The 18,351-nt window shown below is 62.0% G+C and carries 18 protein-coding genes; 15 read left to right on the forward strand and 3 right to left on the reverse strand.

Going from position 1 to position 18,351, the window contains the following annotated elements:
• The first annotated feature begins 32 nt into the window (after positions 1-32).
• Positions 33-488: a hypothetical protein gene (locus KW824_RS09440; protein ID WP_218409643.1), complete on the forward strand. Its 456-nt coding sequence runs from the start codon at positions 33-35 to the stop codon at positions 486-488.
• Between the two features lie 52 nt (positions 489-540).
• Here KW824_RS09440 and ppgK read toward each other — a convergent pair whose 3' ends face one another.
• Both ppgK and queG read right to left on the reverse strand, forming a co-directional pair.
• Complete coding sequence (gene ppgK, locus KW824_RS09445) at positions 541-1,284, reverse strand: polyphosphate--glucose phosphotransferase (RefSeq protein WP_171272533.1); 744 nt, start codon at positions 1,282-1,284, stop codon at positions 541-543.
• 83 nt (positions 1,285-1,367) lie between these two features.
• A complete protein-coding gene (gene queG, locus KW824_RS09450; protein WP_218409644.1) occupies positions 1,368-2,522 on the reverse strand; it encodes a tRNA epoxyqueuosine(34) reductase QueG in 1,155 nt (384 codons plus the stop codon).
• Between the two features lie 132 nt (positions 2,523-2,654).
• On the opposite strand from queG, the gene KW824_RS09455 reads away from it, so the two are divergent.
• From KW824_RS09455 to KW824_RS09500, 10 genes are all read left to right on the forward strand, one after another.
• Positions 2,655-4,157 carry an NAD(P)H-hydrate dehydratase gene (locus tag KW824_RS09455; RefSeq protein WP_218409645.1) on the forward strand — a complete coding sequence of 501 codons (1,503 nt, stop codon included), beginning with the start codon at positions 2,655-2,657 and terminating at the stop codon, positions 4,155-4,157.
• A 17-nt stretch (positions 4,158-4,174) separates the two neighbouring features.
• A complete protein-coding gene (gene tsaE, locus KW824_RS09460) occupies positions 4,175-4,648 on the forward strand; it encodes a tRNA (adenosine(37)-N6)-threonylcarbamoyltransferase complex ATPase subunit type 1 TsaE (protein WP_041206351.1) in 474 nt (157 codons plus the stop codon).
• Positions 4,639-6,174 (forward strand): N-acetylmuramoyl-L-alanine amidase, encoded by a 1,536-nt coding sequence (locus KW824_RS09465; RefSeq protein ID WP_218409646.1) that lies wholly within the window; start codon positions 4,639-4,641, stop codon positions 6,172-6,174. Before tsaE ends, KW824_RS09465 begins: the two co-directional genes overlap by 10 nt.
• 180 nt (positions 6,175-6,354) lie before the next feature.
• Entirely contained in the window at positions 6,355-8,226 is a 1,872-nt protein-coding gene (gene mutL, locus KW824_RS09470) for a DNA mismatch repair endonuclease MutL (RefSeq protein WP_218409647.1), read from the forward strand.
• Positions 8,227-8,307: 81 nt separating this feature from the next.
• Positions 8,308-9,240: a tRNA (adenosine(37)-N6)-dimethylallyltransferase MiaA gene (miaA, locus tag KW824_RS09475; RefSeq protein WP_218409648.1), complete on the forward strand. Its 933-nt coding sequence runs from the start codon at positions 8,308-8,310 to the stop codon at positions 9,238-9,240.
• A 71-nt stretch (positions 9,241-9,311) separates the two neighbouring features.
• A complete protein-coding gene (gene hfq, locus KW824_RS09480; RefSeq protein ID WP_005311664.1) occupies positions 9,312-9,575 on the forward strand; it encodes an RNA chaperone Hfq in 264 nt (87 codons plus the stop codon).
• A 63-nt stretch (positions 9,576-9,638) separates the two neighbouring features.
• Positions 9,639-10,925, forward strand: a complete 1,287-nt coding sequence (hflX, locus tag KW824_RS09485; protein WP_218409649.1) for a ribosome rescue GTPase HflX — start codon at positions 9,639-9,641, stop codon at positions 10,923-10,925.
• 82 nt (positions 10,926-11,007) lie between these two features.
• Positions 11,008-12,156, forward strand: a complete 1,149-nt coding sequence (gene hflK / locus KW824_RS09490; protein WP_025328125.1) for an FtsH protease activity modulator HflK — start codon at positions 11,008-11,010, stop codon at positions 12,154-12,156.
• 3 nt (positions 12,157-12,159) lie between these two features.
• On the forward strand, positions 12,160-13,044 hold the full coding sequence (gene hflC / locus KW824_RS09495; RefSeq protein ID WP_043130464.1) for a protease modulator HflC: 885 nt from the start codon (positions 12,160-12,162) through the stop codon (positions 13,042-13,044).
• Between the two features lie 85 nt (positions 13,045-13,129).
• Entirely contained in the window at positions 13,130-13,318 is a 189-nt protein-coding gene (locus KW824_RS09500) for a DUF2065 family protein (RefSeq protein ID WP_218409650.1), read from the forward strand.
• 93 nt (positions 13,319-13,411) lie between these two features.
• On the opposite strand, the gene ispB is transcribed toward KW824_RS09500, so the two are convergent.
• Positions 13,412-14,383 carry an octaprenyl diphosphate synthase gene (gene ispB, locus KW824_RS09505; RefSeq protein WP_171272527.1) on the reverse strand — a complete coding sequence of 324 codons (972 nt, stop codon included), beginning with the start codon at positions 14,381-14,383 and terminating at the stop codon, positions 13,412-13,414.
• Positions 14,384-14,625: 242 nt separating this feature from the next.
• Here ispB and rplU point away from each other — a divergent pair, with 242 nt between their 5' ends.
• The 4 genes from rplU to KW824_RS09525 all read left to right on the forward strand — a co-directional run bounded on the left by rplU (position 14,626) and on the right by KW824_RS09525 (position 18,346).
• Entirely contained in the window at positions 14,626-14,937 is a 312-nt protein-coding gene (gene rplU / locus KW824_RS09510; RefSeq protein ID WP_005304210.1) for a 50S ribosomal protein L21, read from the forward strand.
• Between the two features lie 17 nt (positions 14,938-14,954).
• Positions 14,955-15,212 carry a 50S ribosomal protein L27 gene (gene rpmA, locus KW824_RS09515; RefSeq protein ID WP_005911261.1) on the forward strand — a complete coding sequence of 86 codons (258 nt, stop codon included), beginning with the start codon at positions 14,955-14,957 and terminating at the stop codon, positions 15,210-15,212.
• A gap of 189 nt (positions 15,213-15,401) precedes the next feature.
• Positions 15,402-16,607 carry an Obg family GTPase CgtA gene (cgtA, locus tag KW824_RS09520; RefSeq protein WP_218409651.1) on the forward strand — a complete coding sequence of 402 codons (1,206 nt, stop codon included), beginning with the start codon at positions 15,402-15,404 and terminating at the stop codon, positions 16,605-16,607.
• Positions 16,608-16,975: 368 nt separating this feature from the next.
• Positions 16,976-18,346, forward strand: coding sequence for a YjiH family protein (locus KW824_RS09525; RefSeq protein WP_043130455.1), 1,371 nt, complete (start codon positions 16,976-16,978; stop codon positions 18,344-18,346).
• Positions 18,347-18,351 lie beyond the last annotated feature (5 nt).

Consider the following 18,351-nt stretch of genomic DNA (forward strand, 5'->3'; position numbering starts at 1 on the left):
TGGCAGGAGGTGGACGGCAGGAGGAAGCAGAGATGCGATTTCAACAGATCAAGGACCTGATGCTTTACCTTGAACAACTGCATCAGCAGCAGGGGCGCAGTTACGGGCGCCTGATCCCCCAGGTGGATGGGGAGCGCAGCCGGATGTTGCTGGCCTATCTGCAAGGGCGGGAGGACGCGGCGGCGGCCCACCTGCACGACTATCGGGAGCAGATGGGGAGTGCGGTCAAGGAGACCTGGCTGGATCAGGGCTTCGGTGAGGATCTGCTGGCCGATTGCCAGCGTCTGGCATTGGCGGCCGGTACTCAACCCGAGGAGATAGTGGCCATGGTGTCGCGGCAGGAGGAAAAACTCGTTGGCGAGCTGGGGCGCCTGGCTCGCGAGAGCCCCACGCCGGACACGGCCGCGTTGTTGACGTCGCTGGCATCCATGGCGCAATCCCGGCTGACCCGGCTGGTGCACGGAGCCCATCGGCTCGACGACATCTAGCGCGCCATGGCAGAGGCCCGGTCCGGGCCTCTTGCGGCGTTGTCGGGGAGAGTCAGTCCTCTTGCCGGGCCGCGCCGTAGAGGGCGGCCCCTATGATGCCGGCCTGGTTGAGGTTGGCCGCCGCCACCAGGGGGGCACGGGTTTCTATCCGGTCGATGAACTTGTCGAGCTTGGCGGCGCTGCCGCCACCCAGGATGAAGAGGTCGGGGGAGAAGAGGAACTCGAGGCGGGCCAGATACTTGTTGAAGCGTTTGCCCCAGCGGTTCCAGGAGAGATCCTCGCGTTTGCGCACCGCGTCCGAGCAGTAGTGCTCCGCCACCATCCCTTCCAGGATGAGATGACCCAGCTCGGTGTTCGGCAGCAGCTGGCCGTTGACGAACACGGCGGTGCCTATGCCGGTCCCCACCGTGATGAGGATGATCACTCCCTTGCGATCCCGGCCGGTACCGAAGCGCATCTCGGCCAACCCGGCTGCATCGGCGTCGTTGAGCACGTGGCAGGGCAGGCCGGTCACGTCGGCGAACAGGTGGGCGGCGTCGGTCTCGATCCAGCTCTTGTCGATGTTGGAGGCATTCTTGGCGATGCCGTTGTGGATGGTGGCGGGGAAGCCGCACCCCACCGGGCCCTTCCACTGGAAATGCTCGACCAGCGCCTTGAGGGTATGCGCCACGGCGGCCGGGGTGGCCGGTTGCGGCGTGGCGATGCGGTGGCGCTCGCCAATCAGTTCGCCAGTCTCGGTGTCCACCAGGCAGCCCTTGATCCCGGAGCCGCCAATATCTACTCCCAACATCTGCATCCGAATCTTCCTTTTATTGTGCCGATGGCCAATGGTCGGCAGAGCATGAAAAAAGTGCTGTCATCCGGCAAGGACCAGATCACTTATGCGTGATCCGGCAGGCCTTTTTCGATGCAGCGGATCAGCAAACGGGTCTTCTTGTTCTCTTTCTCCTGGCGCACGGCCAGGGTCGCCAGCGCCCACTCGATGTGTTCGGCCACCATGGGCTCGGCACTGGCGAGCGCCTGTTGCAGTGCGGCCATGGCATCGCTGCTGGCCGGGCCGTTACCGAGCGCTACCGCCAGGTTACGGCGCCAGCGCCGATAGCCGATACGGCGAATGGGGCTGCCTTCGGTGTGCTTGAGAAAGTCGCTCTCGCTCCAGCCCCACAAGGTCAACAGCGGCGGGCGATGCAGATTGGGGCGCGGGCTGAAGCCGGGCTCTGGGCTCGCATCCGCATAGCGGTTCCAGGGGCAGATGAGCTGGCAGTCGTCACAGCCGTAGATGCGGTTGCCCATCAGCGGCCTGAACTCTTCCGGGATGGGGCCGTCGTTCTCTATGGTGAGGTAGGAGATGCAGCGCCGCCCGTCCACCACGTAGGGCGCGACGATGGCGCCGGTCGGACAGATGTTGATGCAGGCCACGCACTTGCCGCACTGCTCTTTTTCCACCGGGGCATCGGCGGGCAGCGGCAGGCCGACCAGCAGCTCCCCGAGAAAGAAGAAGGAGCCGGCAGTCTCGTTGAGCAGCAGCGAGTGCTTGCCCACCCAGCCGAGCCCCGCCTTGGCCGCCAACGGGCGCTCCAGGATGGGGGCCGAATCGACGAAGGGGCGCCACTCCCCCGGGGTTGCCTGCGTGGATGGCAACAGTGTCTGGCAGCGCTGCTCGATGCGCTCTCCCAGCTGTTTGAGCCGGTTGCGCAGCACCTTGTGGTAGTCGCGCCCGAGGGCATAGCGGCTGATGTAGCCCAGGGTAGGATCGCGCAGGGTGGCGGCAAAGCCCGCCTCGAAGGGGAGATAGTTCATCCGCACCGACAGCACCCGCAGGGTGCCCGGCAGCAGCTCGTGGGGCCGGGCTCGCATCATGCCGTGGCGCGCCATGTAGTCCATGGTGCCGTGATGACCCGCATCCAGCCAGGCCTGCAATCTGGGTTCCTCGAGGGCGAGATCCGTGTCGGTGATGCCGACCTGGTCAAATCCTAGCTCCCGTGCCCAGAGCTTGATATCGTGGGCCAGTTGCGCGAGTTCGGCGGCCGTCATTGTGCCTTACCTGCCTGCTGGCAGCGGCATGGCGCCCGCAGCACAGAGGGTGACGAGGGCCGTGCGCCGTCATGGCACGTCATATGCCAAGCCAGGAATCGGGCCAGTGGATGATGAAGGTGGGGAGCCGTCATGGTAGAGGGTATCGAGGACGCTATCGGCAAAAAACAAGGCATCAGTCTAGCACAGCCGCTGTGGCGGGCCGAACAGATCCGCAAGCTGGAGCAGCGCTGGGCCGAGCGTGAGGGGCAAGCCCTCTACGCCCTGATGGAGCGGGCCGGTGCCGCCCTGTGCAGTTATGCTCGCCATCACTGGCCCCAGAGTCACCACTGGTGGATCTTCGTCGGCCCGGGCAACAACGGGGGGGATGGCTATGTGCTGGCCCGCCTCGCCCGTCGACTCGGCCTCGAGCCTCTGGTGATCGCCGCCAGGGCCCCGGGCCTGCTCAGAGGAGACGCCAGGCGGGCCGCCGACGAGTGGCTGGCGGTGGGGGGAGAGGTAATGATGGCCGATGCGCTCGAGGGGGCGTCGCTCCCTTCGCCGGATCTGGTGATAGATGCACTGCTCGGCACCGGTGTCCAGCTCCCCCTCTCCTTGCCAATGACAAAGATCGTCGCAACAATCAATGGCTTGAATGCCCCCGTCCTGGCGGTGGATCTCCCCTCCGGGCTCAATGCCGACACCGGCCGCGCCATGGGGGCCCTGGTGCACGCCACCCGCACCCTCAGCTTCATCGGCATCAAGCAGGGCATGCTCACCGCCGACGGGGTGGACGGCGTCGGCCAACTCGACTGGGATCCCCTCGGGGTGGTGCCCGAGGCCGGCCTGGTGCCTGCCGCCGAGCGCCTGGATTATCCCCGCCTAAAGAATCTGCTCTCTCCCCGTCCCCGCTCGGCTCACAAGGGCAAGCACGGCAAGGTGTTGCTGGTGGGGGGCAACCTGGGGATGCAGGGAGCCATACTGCTGGCGGGGCAGGCCTGCCTGCGGGCGGGGGCGGGTCTGGTGCGACTGTGCCAGCACCCGGACTCTCCCCCCGCCAGCCTGGTGCAGCCTGAGCTGATGGGATGCCCGGTCGGGATGGACGAGGGGTGGGCCACGGTACGCGTACTGGGGCCGGGGCTCGGGCAGGATGAGTGGGGAAGGGCCCAGTTCGAACACCACCTCAGCACCAGCGGGCCACTGGTATTGGACGCCGATGGATTGAATTGGCTGGCGCAGGCACCCCGTCATCAGGATAATTGGGTGCTCACGCCCCACCCAGGGGAGGCGGCCCGCCTGCTGGATTGCGGCGTCGCCGAGGTCGAGGCGGATCGCTTCGCCGCCGTATCGCGGCTGCAGCAGCGATACGGCGGCGTGGTGCTGCTCAAGGGGGCGGGCTCGCTCATCTGCGATGGCCAGCGCATCAGCCTCTGCGATGAAGGCAATCCCGGCATGGCCAGTGGCGGCATGGGGGATCTGTTATCTGGTATAATCGCCGCCCTCCTGGCTCAGGGCTGGTCTGCCGGCATGGCCGCGCGACTGGGGGCCGTGATTCACGCAGAGGCCGCCGACTTGGCCGCGGCCGAGGGGGAGAGGGGCATGCTGGCATCGGATCTGCTGCCCTGGATCCGCCGTCTGGTCAATCCGACACCGTAACAAGTAACAAGAAGAACATGGCAAAAACGTTGATGATGACACTGCCGGACGAGGCAGCAACTGTGGCTCTGGGCGGCCGCCTGGCGCAGGCATGCCAACAGGCCACTACCGTATTTCTGCACGGCGCCCTCGGGGCCGGCAAGACCACCCTGACCCGCGGCTGGGTGCAAGGACTTGGCCATCAAGGCAAGGTTAAGAGTCCGACCTATACCCTGGTGGAGCCCTATGAACTGGCCGACTGGCAGGTCTATCACTTCGATCTCTATCGACTGGCGGATCCGGAAGAGCTGGAATTCATGGGGATTCGAGACTATTTCGGCGCCGATACCCTCTGCCTGGTGGAGTGGCCTGAAAAAGGGGAAGGCTGGCTGCCGTCCCCCGATCTCGAGATTACCCTGACGTATGTAAACGAGCAGCGCGAGGCCCTGATTGCGGCCCGCACTGCTATTGGCGAAGCCATTCTGGAACGGTTGTCATCTCAGTGCGCTTGATCCTTGTTATTGCCCTCTCCCTGATGGCCTTACCCTCTTGGGCAAATCAGCTCAAGAGTGTGCGGGTCTGGCCGTCGCCGGATAACACCCGGGTGGTGCTCGACATGAGCAGCGCCCCCAATTTCAACTACTTCACCCTGAGCGGCCCGAGTCGTCTGGTGATCGATCTCAAGGGGGCGAGCAACGCCGCCAACCTGGCTCGCATCGAGAACAAGAGCGAGCTTGTGCGCAAGATCCGCGAGAGCACGCCCCTTGAAAAAGGCAGCATGCGTCTGGTGCTGGATCTCAGCTCCAGCATCAAGCCGGTGGTGTTCCCGCTGGCACCGGCGGGCCCCTACGGTCATCGTCTGGTGATCGATCTGCCCTATGAAGAGAAGGGCGGCGCCACGGCGCAGCCTGTTCCCGTCGGCGGCCAGGGCAAGGCCATCGTCATCGCCATCGATCCGGGCCATGGCGGGGAAGATCCCGGCTCCATCGGCCCGCGCCGCACCTACGAGAAACGGGTGACCCTGGCGGTGTCCCAGAAGTTGGCGGCACTGATCGACCGCGAGCCGGGCATGCGTGCCGTGATGACCCGTCGTGGTGACTATTTCGTCGATCTCAACAAGCGCTCGGAAATCGCCCGCAAGGCCAAGGCGGATCTGCTGGTGTCCGTGCATGCGGACAGCTTCCACAACTCGACCCCGCGCGGCGCCTCGGTCTGGGTGCTGTCGACCAATCGCGCCAACCGCGAGATGGGCAGCTGGCTGGAGAAGCAGGAGAAGCAGGGGGAACTGCTGGGCGGGGTGGGCAAGGTATTGGCCGAGTCCGATCCCAACCCCTATCTGGCGCAGACCTTCCTCGATCTCTCCATGGACAAGTCTCGCGCCGAGGGATACGACGTCAGTCGCCAGATCCTGCGCTCCATGGGACGGGTGGCCCGGCTGCACAAGAAGGCGCCGGAACACGCCAGTCTGGCGGTGCTCAAGGCGCCGGACATCCCCTCGGTACTGGTGGAGACGGGCTTTATCTCGAACCATGCGGAAGAGAAGCTGCTGGCCACCGCCAGCTATCAGGATCAGCTGGCCCGGGCCATCTTCGAGGGGATCCGCAACTATTACCGCAGCCACCCGACCAAGGGCCCCATGATGACCGGCAAGGGGCAGCAAGTGGCTAGCGTCAGTCAGCCTGCGGCGAAAAAGGCGGCGGTTGCCCCCGCGCCCCGGCAGCAGGTGACCAACCGCATGCCGGCGACAGTACCGAGCCGCAGCAGTGATGGCGGAGCCCCGGTCAGCAGTGTCGGCAGCGCCTCCGGTGCCGGGGTGATAAAACCCTACAAGGTGGCGGCCAAGGAGCCGAGCGTGCCGGTCGCAAGCAGCCAGCGCGACGACAAGTCCCAGATGATCCGCCACGTGGTCACCCGCGGCCAGAGCCTCTCCCGCCTCGCCGAGAAGCACGGGGTGAGCCAGGCGCGGCTGGTGGAGATCAACAAGCTCAAGTCACGGGATATCCAGATAGGGCAGGTGCTCTACATTCCCCAAAACTAACGCGCGGGAGCTGGCGATGCAGGGCCGAGGGACGCCCGGATTGGCGCTCAAGCCAGGCCGTGCCCTGCATTGTTTGCCACGTCGGCCAACCGGATGGTTGCTGACGAAGGTGCGGTGGCGCGGCCTGTCCACGTGTTGAAAGTGTCTTGACCCCGCAAGCGAAACCATCAGGAGTAAGCCATGCCGATCCGTATATTGCCTCCTATCCTGGCCAACCAGATTGCTGCCGGCGAGGTGGTGGAGCGGCCCTCCTCTGTGGTGAAGGAGCTGGTGGAAAACAGCCTGGATGCGGGGGCCGACCGGGTCGAGATCGACATCGACAAGGGGGGCGCCAAGCTTATCCGTATTCGTGACAACGGCAACGGCGTCGCCAAGGAGGAGCTGGTGCTGGCGCTGTCACGACACGCGACCTCCAAGGTGGCGACCCTGGATGACCTGGAAGGGATCAACAGCCTCGGTTTTCGCGGCGAGGCGCTCGCCTCCATCAGCTCCGTCTCCCGTCTCACCTTCACCTCCCGCACCGCGGAGCAGTCCGAAGCCTGGCAGGCGCAGGCCGAAGGGCGCGAGATGAGTGTCACCGTCAAGCCGGCGGCCCACCCGGTGGGGACCACGGTAGAGGTGGTGGACCTCTTCTTCAACACCCCGGCGCGGCGCAAGTTCATGCGCAGCGAGAAGACCGAATTTGCCCACATCGACGAGCTGGTACGCCGCATCGCGCTCTCCCGCTTCGATATTACCTTGATCCTGCGCCACAACGGCAAGGTGGTGCGCCAGTACAAGGCTGCCAATACGGTGCCTGAACAGGAGCGCCGCCTCGCCGCCGTTTGCGGCACTCCCTTCATGCACCACGCGCTGGCGGTGGAGAGCGAGCACAGCGACGTGCGTCTGTGGGGCTGGCTGGCGCTGCCTGCGGGGGCCAGGCCGCAGAACGATCTGCAATATACCTATGTAAACGGCCGCATGATGCGCGACAAGCTCATCAACCACGCCATCCGTCAGGCTTATGACGAGCTGCTGCCCGCCGGCAGCTTCGCCGCCTATGTGCTCTACATCGAGCTGGATCCCCGTCAGGTGGATGTGAACGTCCATCCCGCCAAGCACGAGGTGCGTTTCCATCAGGCGCGGCTCATTCACGACTTCATCTTCCAGGCGCTCTTTACCGCCCTGCGCCGGGAAGGGGCGGGAGCCAGCGAGCAGGACGAGCCGCTCGCCGAGACCCTGGTCGAGCTGCCGACCAGCCCGCAGATAGAGTATCCAGGCCAGGCACCGCGCCCCGAGTGGTACGGTGCCGAGCACAGCTACAGAGCCCCTGTCCAGACGCGGGATGGCGGCGCCGTGCGCGAAGGTGCTGGCCGCGCGGGCAACTATCAGCCCCCCGAGCCCCCCAGCCGGGAGGCGATGCGCGGCATGGGCGCCCTGCTCACCACCCTGCCGGTAGCGGGAGAGGTGCCCCAGACCGCCCCCGTCACCCCGGCCGGTCCGTCGCCCCAGGGGACTCGCGCCCTGACCCTGGTGGAGCAGGCCTTTCTGCTGATCGAGCAGGAGGGACAACTGGCGCTGCTCTCCCTGGTGCGGGCCGAGCGGGTGCTGCTGCGCCACTGGCTGCTGGAGACCTGGGGGCAGGGGCTGGCGGCGCAGCCCCTGCTGCTGCCGGTCTCCTTCAAGCTGCCAAAGAACCTGATCGCGCTGGCGCAGGAGCAGGAACGTTTGCTCAAACGCATGGGGCTGGAGTTGAAAAGCGGGGGGCGCGACACCATGATCCTGACCAGGGTGCCCGCCTTGCTGCGCCAGACCGATCTGGTGCGTCTCTTACCCGAATTGCTGCAATTGGTCGAGAGCGGATCTGACAGTGATGCCGGCCAGCAGGCTGAAGTACTATGCCAGTGGCTGGTGGAGCAGGGGATAAGCACCGAGAAAATATATGATTTTTCAACGGCCAGCCGGCTGCTGACGGAACTTGTGACCGATTTCAGTGACCAACTGGCAGACATTCGCATGGTGCGCCCTCTGTCGTTGGCGGCCGTGCTGGAGGGGTTTGCACAAGGCGATTGAGTCGCCGGGGCTGACCGCTTCAATCCATTGATAGTCAATTGCATGGTACGCCTCCCGACGAGGCGACCGTGCCAGAGGAACATGAAAGTGGCTGACTTGCCGACTGCAATTTTTCTGATGGGGCCGACGGCCTCCGGCAAGACGGATCTCGCCATCGCTCTGTGCCAGGCCCTGCCCTGCGACATCATCAGCGTGGACTCCGCGCTCATCTATCGCGGCATGGACATAGGCACCGCCAAGCCGACGGCCGACGAGCTGGCCCTGGCACCCCACAAGCTGATCGACATGCTCGATCCTGCCTTGAGCTATTCGGCGGCGGATTTTTGCCGCGATGCTTTGCGGGAGATGGACGACATAGTCGCCCGTGGCCGCATTCCGCTGCTGGTGGGGGGCACAATGCTCTACTTCAAGGCGCTGCTGGAGGGACTCTCGCCGCTGCCATCCGCCGACCCGGTTATTCGTGCCGGGATTGAGGAAGAGGCGGCTCGCCTCGGCTGGCAGGCGCTGCACGAAGAGCTGGTGCGCATAGACCCGGTCGCCGGGGCGCGCATCCATCCCAATGACCCGCAGCGGCTGAGTCGGGCACTCGAGGTCTATCGCATCAGTGGCAAGACGCTCACCGAGCTGACCCAGGTACAGGGGGAAGGATTACCCTATCGCGTGCATCAATTTGCCATCGCCCCGAGCGATCGTGCCCTGTTGCACCAGCGCATCGAACAGCGCTTTGACAAGATGTTGCAAAGCGGGTTCGAACAAGAGGTCAGGGCACTCTATGAGCGGGGCGATCTCACCCCCGACCTGCCCGCTATTCGCTGCGTTGGCTACCGCCAAATGTGGGACTACCTGGCAGGGGAAGTGGAGTATGATGAGATGCGCTATCGTGGCATCGTGGCCACCCGTCAGCTGGCCAAGCGTCAGATGACCTGGTTGCGTGGCTGGCCCGACCTGACCTGGTTGGAATCTGGTGAGTCTGGCAATGTGGCCAGGGTGGTCGCCCGAGCTGGTGCGGCTTGACACTCCCTGTATAATCAGGTTGTTATATTGATATCCGGTGTTTAAAAACAACAAACTATAAGGAAAAGAAGATGGCTAAGGGGCAATCTCTCCAAGACCCGTTTTTGAATGCGCTGCGCCGTGAGCGGATTCCTGTTTCTATCTATTTGGTGAACGGCATCAAACTGCAGGGTCAGATCGAATCGTTTGACCAGTTTGTCATTTTGCTGAAGAACACCGTGAGCCAGATGGTCTACAAGCACGCCATTTCCACCGTGGTGCCGGCCCGTGCCGTCAACCATCACCAGCACGTCCCTGGCGCAGCTGGCGAAGAACAGGGTGAAGCCGAGGCGTGATATCCCGAGGCGAGACGACTCGCCAACCCAGATTCATCATGATTCCTGTCAAGGAGCAAGCGCTTGTTTGACCGTTATGAAGCCGGCGAACAGGCCGTTCTGGTACATGTCAACTTCAGCGATGAGGGTGAGCGGGAGGATCTGGAAGAGCTCAAAATGTTGGTGAGCTCGGCCGGGGTCAATGCGTTGGGGGTGGTCACCACCAACCGCAGTGCACCCAGCGCCAAATTTTTTGTCGGCAGCGGCAAGGCTGAAGAGATCGCGTCCCAGGTACAGATGCTGGGCGCAGACGTGGTGATCTTCAACCATGCCCTGACCCCTGCCCAGGAGCGCAACCTGGAACGCCTGTTCCAGTGTCGGGTCGTGGACAGAACCGGCCTGATCCTGGATATCTTTGCCCAGCGCGCCCGTACCCACGAAGGCAAGTTGCAGGTCGAACTGGCCCAGTTACGCCATCTTTCTACTCGCCTGGTGCGAGGCTGGACCCACCTTGAGCGTCAGAAGGGCGGGATCGGTCTGCGCGGCCCGGGTGAAACCCAGCTTGAGACCGACCGACGCCTGCTGCGAGAGCGCATCAAGGCGATTCTGCGCCGGCTCGACAAGGTGGCGAAGCAGCGGGAGCAGGGTCGTCGCGCCCGCAACCGCAACGAGGTGCCGACCGTGTCGCTGGTGGGCTACACCAACGCCGGAAAGTCCACTTTGTTCAACCAACTTACAGATGCCAGCGTGTATGCTGCCGACCAATTGTTCGCAACCCTGGATCCCACCCTGCGTAAATTGGTGATCCAGGATGTGGGTGATGTGATCCTGGCGGATACAGTTGGATTTATTCGGCACTTGCCCCATGATCTGGTCGCGGCCTTCAAGGCGACGCTGCAGGAGACCCGCGAAGCGGACCTGCTGCTGCACGTCGTGGACTGTGCCGATGAGCAGATGCAGGAGAATGTCGATTCGGTGCAGACCGTTTTGGCCGAGATCGAGGCGGACGACCGCCCCCAGCTGATGATCTGCAACAAGATCGACAAGCTGACCGATCGTCCGGCCGGTCTGGAGCGGGATGACGAAGGGCGCCCGCAGCGAGTCTGGCTGTCGGCCCAGACGGGTGAAGGCAGTGAATACCTGTTCCAGGCCCTGACCGAACTGCTGGCCGGATCCATGGTCCATCACACCCTGCAGTTGCCGCCCTCGGCCGCGAGATTGCGCAGTGCGCTCTATCGGCTGAAAGGCATCGAGCAGGAAGGTTTCAGCGAGGAGGGGGATTTTGTCCTGGAGGTTCGCTTGCAGCTTGCCGACTGGAACCGCCTCATGAAACAAGAAGGTGAGAGTTTACAACGCTTTATCAGGCATTGATCCGGCGATGAAGACAGGCTTCGTCAACGGTTGATGGTCCGATAGAGATGATATCCATCCGCATGTATTAATGGAGACGCTGATGGCTTGGAATGAGCCTGGTAACAACGGCAAAGACCGTGACCCTTGGGGGAACAACGGCAAGAATCAGGGACCCCCTGATCTGGATGAAATGCTGCGCAAGGTGAGCCGTCGTTTCGGTGGCCTGTTCGGTGGTGGCAAATCCGGTGGTGATGTGGGCAAGTTTGGCCTCTCCATCGCCCTGGTGGTGGCCGTGGTGGTGTGGGTCGTCAGCGGCTTCTACACCATTCGCGAAGCCGAGCGGGGCGTGGTGCTGCGTTTTGGGGAGTACTCCCATAACGTGGATCCGGGCCTGCGCTGGAAGCCGACCTTCATCGATCGGGTGATCCCGGTGGATGTGGAATCGGTGCGCTCCCTGCCTGCCTCCGGCTTCATGCTGACCCAGGACGAGAACGTGGTCCGGGTCGAGATGGACGTGCAGTACCGCGTGGTCGATCCCGAGCAGTATCTGTTCAGCGTCACCAATGCCGACGAGAGTCTGAGCCAGGCCACCGACAGCGCCCTGCGCTACGTGGTGGGTCACACCAAGATGGATGATGTCCTGACCACGGGTCGGGAAAAAGTCCGTCAGGAGACCTGGCAGGTGATCGATGGCATCATTGAGCCCTACCAGATGGGTCTGCAGATCGTCGACGTCAACTTCCTGCCGGCGCGTCCGCCGGAAGAGGTGAAGGACGCCTTCGATGATGCCATCTCCGCCCAGGAAGATGAGCAGCGCTTCATCCGTGAAGCGGAAGCCTATGCCCGTGAAGTCGAGCCCAAGGCCCGTGGTCAGGTCAAGCGTCTGGAACAGGAAGCCGAAGGCTACAAGTCCCAGATCGTGCTGAAGGCCAAGGGTGAAGTCGCGCGCTTCAACGAGCTGCTGCCCCAGTACCAGTCCGCCCCCGAGTTGACTCGTGAGCGTATCTACCTGGAAACCATGGAAGAGCTCTATCAGCAAGCCAACAAGGTGCTGGTCGACATGCCTGCTGGCAACAACAGCATGATCTACCTGCCGCTCGACAAGCTGTCCGGCAAGGCGAATGCCGTGCAACCAGCGCGTCCGGCGGGCACACCTGCGGTGGAGCCGGCCCAGCCGTCCAACGAAGGGGCCAACTCCACTCCGACCCCGCTCCGTGGCGGTGATCGTTTCAGCACAGGGAGAAACTGATAGATGAAAAAGCTAGCTATTGGTGTCATCGCTGTGGCCGCCATGGTCTGCTTCTCTTCCGTCTTCATCGTCGATGAAGGGCAGAAGGGAATCGTGGTGCAGTTTGGCAAGGTGAAGCGGGTTGACTCCGGCGAGCCGCGTCTCTATGAGCCGGGCCTGCACTTCAAGGTGCCGCTCATCGATCAGGTACGCAAGATGGATGCCCGCATCCAGACCCTGGAAGGTCAGGCGGATCGTTTCGTCACTTCCGAGAAGAAAGACCTCATCATCGACTCCTACGTGAAGTGGAAGATCGAGGACTTCTCCAAGTACTACCTGGCGACAGGTGGTGGCAACAAGATCCAGGCCGAAGACCTGCTCAAGCGCAAGATCAACAACGGTCTGCGTTCCGAGATCGGTAACCGCACCATCAAGGACATCGTCTCCGGCGAGCGCAGTACCGTGATGGAAGACGCCCTGATGAAGATGGCGCGCTCCTCCGAGCTCGGCATCAAGGTGGTGGATGTGCGCATCAAGCAGATCAACCTGCCGGTGGAAGTCTCCAGCTCCATCTATCAGCGGATGCGTGCCGAGCGGACTGCAGTCGCCCGTGAGCACCGCTCCCAGGGCCGCGAGCAGGCCGAGATCCTGCGTGCCGACATCGACCGCAAGGTCACCGTCATGATCGCTGACGCCGAGAGTAATGCGCGTCAGCTGCGTGGTGAAGGGGATGCCGAAGCCGCCAAGATCTATGCCGACAGCTACAAGAAGGACCCCGAGTTCTTCAGCTTCGTGCGCAGCATGGAGGCCTATCGCAAGAGCTTCGCCGGCGGCAACGACCTCATGGTCCTGAAGCCTGACAGCGAGTTCTTCCGCTACCTCAAGTCACCTCATGGTGACAAGCAGTAAGCAGGCATAGCGCCATAACCCAAAGGGCCTGATGATTCAGGCCCTTTTGCTTGATGAGACAAGGACCCAGAGGGCAGGAGGAGTCATGCTGACAGCCATCTTGATAGGAGTGGGGCTGTTGCTGCTGTTCGAGGGACTGGGCCCCTTGCTGGCGCCGAGGGTCTGGCAGCGGATGCTGAGACTGATGAGTGATCAGCCGCCGGAGCAGCTGCGGCGCATCGGCGGCTGCCTGGTGGTGGCGGGGGCTGTGATCCTCTGGGCACTGGCTCATTGAGCGATCATAGAGAGCGCTGACGCCTCAGAACAAAGCGCAGACCATAAAAAAGAGGCCGCAGGCCTCTTTTTTTATGGATGCTGACACGCTGGCTCAGGCGCTGCGCTGTACCGCCATCTGGGCCAGGGTCTCCAGCGCCTGCCTGTGCTGGGAGTCAGGCAGGATGGCGAGGGCGGCGATGGCCTTGTCGGCCTCTTCCCGTGCGCGTTGACGGGCGTACTCGAGGGCACCGGTGCGGTCCAGAATGGCCAGGATGCGCTCGAGATGCTCCATGCCGTTACGGTGCTCGATGGCGTCACGGATGAGTTGACGCTCCTCCGGGGTGCCCACGGCCATGGCGCGCAGCAGCGGCAGGGTAGGCTTGCCTTCGGCCAGATCGTCGCCGACGTTCTTGCCCATCTCATCGCTCTGGGAGCAGTAGTCCATGACGTCGTCGATGATCTGGAAGGCGGTACCCAGGTACTTGCCGTAGTCGGTCATGGCCTGCTCGACGGGCTCGGTCTGATGGGTCAGCACGGCGGCGAGGCGGGTGGCGGCTTCAAACAGCTTGGCGGTCTTGCAGTAGATGACCGTCATGTAGCTCTCTTCCGTGGTGTCGGGATCGTTGCAGTTCATCAACTGCAGCACCTCCCCCTCGGCGATGGTGTTGGTGGCATCCGACAGGATCTCCATCACCCGCAAGTTGGAGAGCTCGCTCATCATCTGGAAGGAGCGACTGTAGAGGTAGTCACCGACCAGGACGCTGGCGGCATTGCCGAACAGCGCATTGGCGGTCTCCCGGCCGCGGCGCAGGTCGGATTCATCGACCACGTCGTCGTGCAGCAGGGTTGAGGTATGAATGAATTCGATGATGGCGGCGAGCTTGAGATGGTCCTGACCCTGGTACCCCAGTGCGCGAGCGGCCATCACCGTCAGCATGGGGCGCATCCGTTTTCCGCCTGCACTGACGATGTAGAAACCCAGCTGGTTGATCAGGCTGACATCGGACTGAAGTCTGGCCAGGATCAGTTCATTGACCGCCGTCATGTCGGCGGCACAGAGCGCACGGATAGTCTGTTGGTCCATAAGTCTCGTAACGTGACGGCAGCAATTACTGCGTTTTTAGCAATGGCGGGGATTCTACACGATTTCACAATGGGTTACAGTTAAGCGTTTATTCACGGCGGCAGATATGCGCACAAAATAAACTTTTTGCTAAATTGGCCTTGCCTAGGCAAATCGTTCTGCGTAGAATGCCGGCCCATTGTTATAGGTTTTTGCGCGTGTCTGGCCTTGAGCAAAAGACACGCCTTTACGGAGTTAATCAAATGTACGCGGTATTCCAAAGCGGCGGAAAACAACACCGTGTGGCCGAAGGTCAAATCGTTCGTCTGGAAAAGCTGAACGTTGAGACTGGCGCTACCATCGACTTCAACGAAGTTCTGATGGTTGCTGCAGGCGACACTTTTAAAGTAGGTGCTCCTTTCGTTGAAGGTGGCAAGGTTGTAGCTGAAGTTGTGGCTCACGGCCGTGGCGAGAAAGTGACTATCGTCAAGTTCCGTCGTCGTAAGCACCATCGTAAGCAAGCGGGCCACCGTCAGTGGTTCACTGAAGTCAAAATCACTGGCATCAGCGCTTAATTAGAGGAGTCCGATAAATGGCACATAAAAAAGCTGGCGGTTCATCCCGCAACGGTCGCGATTCTGAAGCTAAACGCCTTGGCGTTAAGCGTTTCGGCGGCGAAACAGTTCTGGCAGGCAGCATCATCGTTCGTCAGCGTGGCACCAAGTTCCACCCTGGCACCAACGTTGGCCTGGGTACCGACCACACTCTGTTCGCTACTGCGACCGGTAAAGTGTTGTTCGAAGTTAAAGGTCCGCAGAATCGTAAGTACGTCAGCATCGTTGCTGAGTAATTACGGACCGCAAGGATCCGAAGCCCCGCCAACCTGGCGGGGCTTTTGTTTTTCTGATGAGTTTGACGAAAAAACGGCACGCGGATGAGCCGGCGCAGACGGGCCTCATCGGCCAGATGCGTCTCGCCCGAAGGGGCCTGTACCACTATAATTGCGTATCGGTTTTTCGAATTAAGGTGACGGTTACCTATGAAGTTTGTTGATGAAGTCCAGATTCGAGTCGATGCCGGTGACGGTGGTAACGGTTGTGTGAGCTTTCGCCGTGAGAAGTACATCCCGAACGGCGGCCCGGACGGCGGTGACGGCGGTGACGGTGGCGATGTCTATCTGATCGCCGATGAGAACCTGAACACCCTGATCGACTACCGTTTTGAGCGTTTCCATGCCGCCGAGCGTGGCGAGAACGGTCAGAGCGCCAACTGTACCGGCCGACGCGGCAAGGATCGCACCCTGCGCGTCCCGGTCGGTACCCGCGCCAGCGATGAAGATACCGGTGAACTGCTGGGGGATCTGACCACCCATGGCCAGAAGCTGCTGGTCGCCAAGGGCGGTTTCCACGGCCTTGGCAACACCCGTTTCAAGAGCTCGGTCAACCGTGCCCCCTATCAGAAGAGCAACGGCACCCCGGGTGAAGTGCGTACCCTGAAGCTGGAACTGCTGCTGCTGGCTGACGTCGGCATGCTGGGCCTGCCCAACGCAGGCAAGTCCACCTTCATTCGCGCCGTCTCTGCTGCTCGCCCGAAAGTGGCCGACTATCCCTTCACTACCCTGGTGCCGAACCTGGGTGTGGTACGTGGGGAGAACTCCCGTTCCTTCGTCATCGCCGATATCCCGGGTCTGATCGAAGGCGCTGCCGAAGGTGCCGGCCTCGGTATCCGCTTCCTCAAGCACCTCGAGCGTTGCCGCGTGCTGATCCACCTGGTGGACATCTGCCCGGTCGACGGTTCCGATCCGGCCGAAAATGCCGTGACCATAGTCCGGGAGCTGGAGAAATACAGCCCCGAGCTGGCAGGCAAGCCGCGCTGGCTGGTGTTCAACAAGATGGATCTGATCCTGGAAGAAGAAGCTCAGGAAGTGATGGATCGCGTCAAGGCCGCGCTGGCCTACGAAGGCCCTGTCTACCAGATCACCGCCATCAGCAAGGAAGGTACCAAGAAGGTCTGCTACGACATCCTGGATCTGCTGGACACCATGCCCCGTCAGCTGGAAGCTGATGCCAAGGCCGCCATCGAGAAGGTCGAGTTCAAGTGGGACGACTACCACAAGAACCAGCTGGCCCAGGCGGAGGCGGAAGCCCTGGCGGCCTCCAAGGCCTTCGATGACGCTCTGGACGATGACGACGACTGGGATGACGAAGATGACGACGGTGTCGAAGTGATCTACGTCCGCGACTGAGACTCTCTTTCGTGACAAGACCGGAGCCCCGACAGGCTCCGGTTTTTTTATGGGAGGATCGACGGGATCACCTTATAGATATATTTCTCATGCCACTTATTGCCTGCCAACCGCAACGGATTATACTGCGCCCCTGAACGTAACCTGTATGAAACATTATGCTAACCTGTTGAATTGAATTGATATGCATGACTGTTTTGGTTTGTTCTTATGGATGGTTTGCCTGATAAAATATTTATGCTTGAAATAATCCATTAAAAGCTTGTTTGTGCAGTTTTTTGGGTTATTCTTGCGCCCGTTTGCCGGGCGAGGGCATGAATATGCAGGCGGCCTGGCTGAAGGAAAAGTCACATTTAAGGCTGTCTATCATGTTGGAAAAGACCCTGCAGGCACCGGCGATCCATACTCGCCGCAATGTGCTGATGTTTTTGATCCCGTCGCTCATCGGGATCCTGCTGTTCATGACCCCGGTCATCTATGACGGCAATGTCACCATCCCCGTCGCCGTGCTGGCGAAGCTGGTACAGACGGTGTTCGCCGACTATCTGGTGGCCATGGTCAGCGCCATCATTACTACTACCATGCTGATGACCTTGATCGCCTGGTTGTTCAAGCCGGCGATCCTGGTGCGTCGCCCCTTCCTCAACAGCCTGTTCAACGTCTCCCCCTTCTGGGCCTGCGTGCGGGTACTGGGGGGCCTCTTCGTGCTGCTGACCTTCTTCGAGGCCGGTCCCGAGGTGCTGCGTTCCGGGGCGACCGGTGGCCTGGTGCTGCACGATCTGCTGCCGGTGCTGTTCTCCGTCTTCATCTTCGCCGGCTTGCTGCTGCCGCTACTGCTGGACTTCGGTCTGCTGGAGTTTGTCGGCACCATGATGACCCGCATCATGCGCCCTGTGTTCCGCTTGCCTGGCCGCTCTGCGGTGGATTGCTTCGCCTCCTGGCTCGGGGATGGCAGTGTCGGCATCCTGCTTACCAGCAAGCAGTACGAGGGCAAGTTCTACACCCAGCGTGAAGCGGCCGTCATTGGCACCACCTTCTCCGCAGTCTCCATCACCTTCTGTCTGGTGGTGATCTCCCAGGTGAAACTGGAGCACATGTTCGTTCCCTTCTACCTGACCGTCTGCCTGGCCGGCGTGGTCGCCGCCATAGTGGTGCCGCGCCTGCCGCCGCTCTCCTGGAAGAAGGATGTCTACAGCGACGGCACTCCCCTGTGCCGCAAGCAGGAGGCCATTCCCCACCAGCACAGCGTGCTGAGTTATGGCTATCAGCGTGCACTGACCAAGGCCGACAGCATGACGGACCTCGGCGCCGTGGCGCGGGAAGGGGTGAAGAATGCCCTGGACATGGTGTTTGGCGTGCTGCCGGTGGTGATGGCGATCGGGACCTGTGCCCTGATGCTGGCGGAGCACACCCCCATCTTCAACTGGCTGGGCGCGCCCTTCGTCCCCTTGCTGGAGCTGCTGCAACTGCCGGAGGCCGAAGCGGCGTCCAAGACCATCATGGTGGGCTTTGCCGACATGTTCATCCCGGCTGTGCTGGCTTCAACCATCGAGAGCGACATCACCCGCTTCGTGATCGCCGCCATGTCGGTGACCCAGCTCATCTATATGTCGGAAGTGGGCGCCCTGCTGCTGGGCAGCAAGATCCCGGTCAAGCTGTGGGAACTGTTCGTCATCTTCCTGCTGCGTACCCTGGTCACCCTGCCGGTCATCGCCGGCGTGGCACACCTGCTGTTCTAAGGGGC

Origin of the sequence: Aeromonas sp. sif0611 (assembly GCF_019218845.1) — a bacterium.
Lineage (GTDB): Bacteria > Pseudomonadota > Gammaproteobacteria > Enterobacterales > Aeromonadaceae > Aeromonas > Aeromonas media.

What these genes read in the sequence shown, in the direction of transcription:
- tsaE (WP_041206351.1), top strand. Translation starts at nt 4,175, where the DNA reads ATGGCAAAAACGTTGATGATGACACTGCCGGACGAGGCAGCAACTGTG.
- hfq (WP_005311664.1), top strand. Translation starts at nt 9,312, where the DNA reads ATGGCTAAGGGGCAATCTCTCCAAGACCCGTTTTTGAATGCGCTGCGC.
- hflC (WP_043130464.1), top strand. Translation starts at nt 12,160, where the DNA reads ATGAAAAAGCTAGCTATTGGTGTCATCGCTGTGGCCGCCATGGTCTGC.
- mutL (WP_218409647.1), top strand. Translation starts at nt 6,355, where the DNA reads ATGCCGATCCGTATATTGCCTCCTATCCTGGCCAACCAGATTGCTGCC.
- KW824_RS09500 (WP_218409650.1), top strand. Translation starts at nt 13,130, where the DNA reads ATGCTGACAGCCATCTTGATAGGAGTGGGGCTGTTGCTGCTGTTCGAG.
- ppgK (WP_171272533.1), bottom strand. Translation starts at nt 1,284, where the DNA reads ATGCAGATGTTGGGAGTAGATATTGGCGGCTCCGGGATCAAGGGCTGC.
- rplU (WP_005304210.1), top strand. Translation starts at nt 14,626, where the DNA reads ATGTACGCGGTATTCCAAAGCGGCGGAAAACAACACCGTGTGGCCGAA.
- queG (WP_218409644.1), bottom strand. Translation starts at nt 2,522, where the DNA reads ATGACGGCCGCCGAACTCGCGCAACTGGCCCACGATATCAAGCTCTGG.
- miaA (WP_218409648.1), top strand. Translation starts at nt 8,308, where the DNA reads ATGAAAGTGGCTGACTTGCCGACTGCAATTTTTCTGATGGGGCCGACG.
- rpmA (WP_005911261.1), top strand. Translation starts at nt 14,955, where the DNA reads ATGGCACATAAAAAAGCTGGCGGTTCATCCCGCAACGGTCGCGATTCT.
- hflK (WP_025328125.1), top strand. Translation starts at nt 11,008, where the DNA reads ATGGCTTGGAATGAGCCTGGTAACAACGGCAAAGACCGTGACCCTTGG.
- ispB (WP_171272527.1), bottom strand. Translation starts at nt 14,383, where the DNA reads ATGGACCAACAGACTATCCGTGCGCTCTGTGCCGCCGACATGACGGCG.
- cgtA (WP_218409651.1), top strand. Translation starts at nt 15,402, where the DNA reads ATGAAGTTTGTTGATGAAGTCCAGATTCGAGTCGATGCCGGTGACGGT.
- KW824_RS09455 (WP_218409645.1), top strand. Translation starts at nt 2,655, where the DNA reads ATGGTAGAGGGTATCGAGGACGCTATCGGCAAAAAACAAGGCATCAGT.
- KW824_RS09440 (WP_218409643.1), top strand. Translation starts at nt 33, where the DNA reads ATGCGATTTCAACAGATCAAGGACCTGATGCTTTACCTTGAACAACTG.
- KW824_RS09525 (WP_043130455.1), top strand. Translation starts at nt 16,976, where the DNA reads ATGTTGGAAAAGACCCTGCAGGCACCGGCGATCCATACTCGCCGCAAT.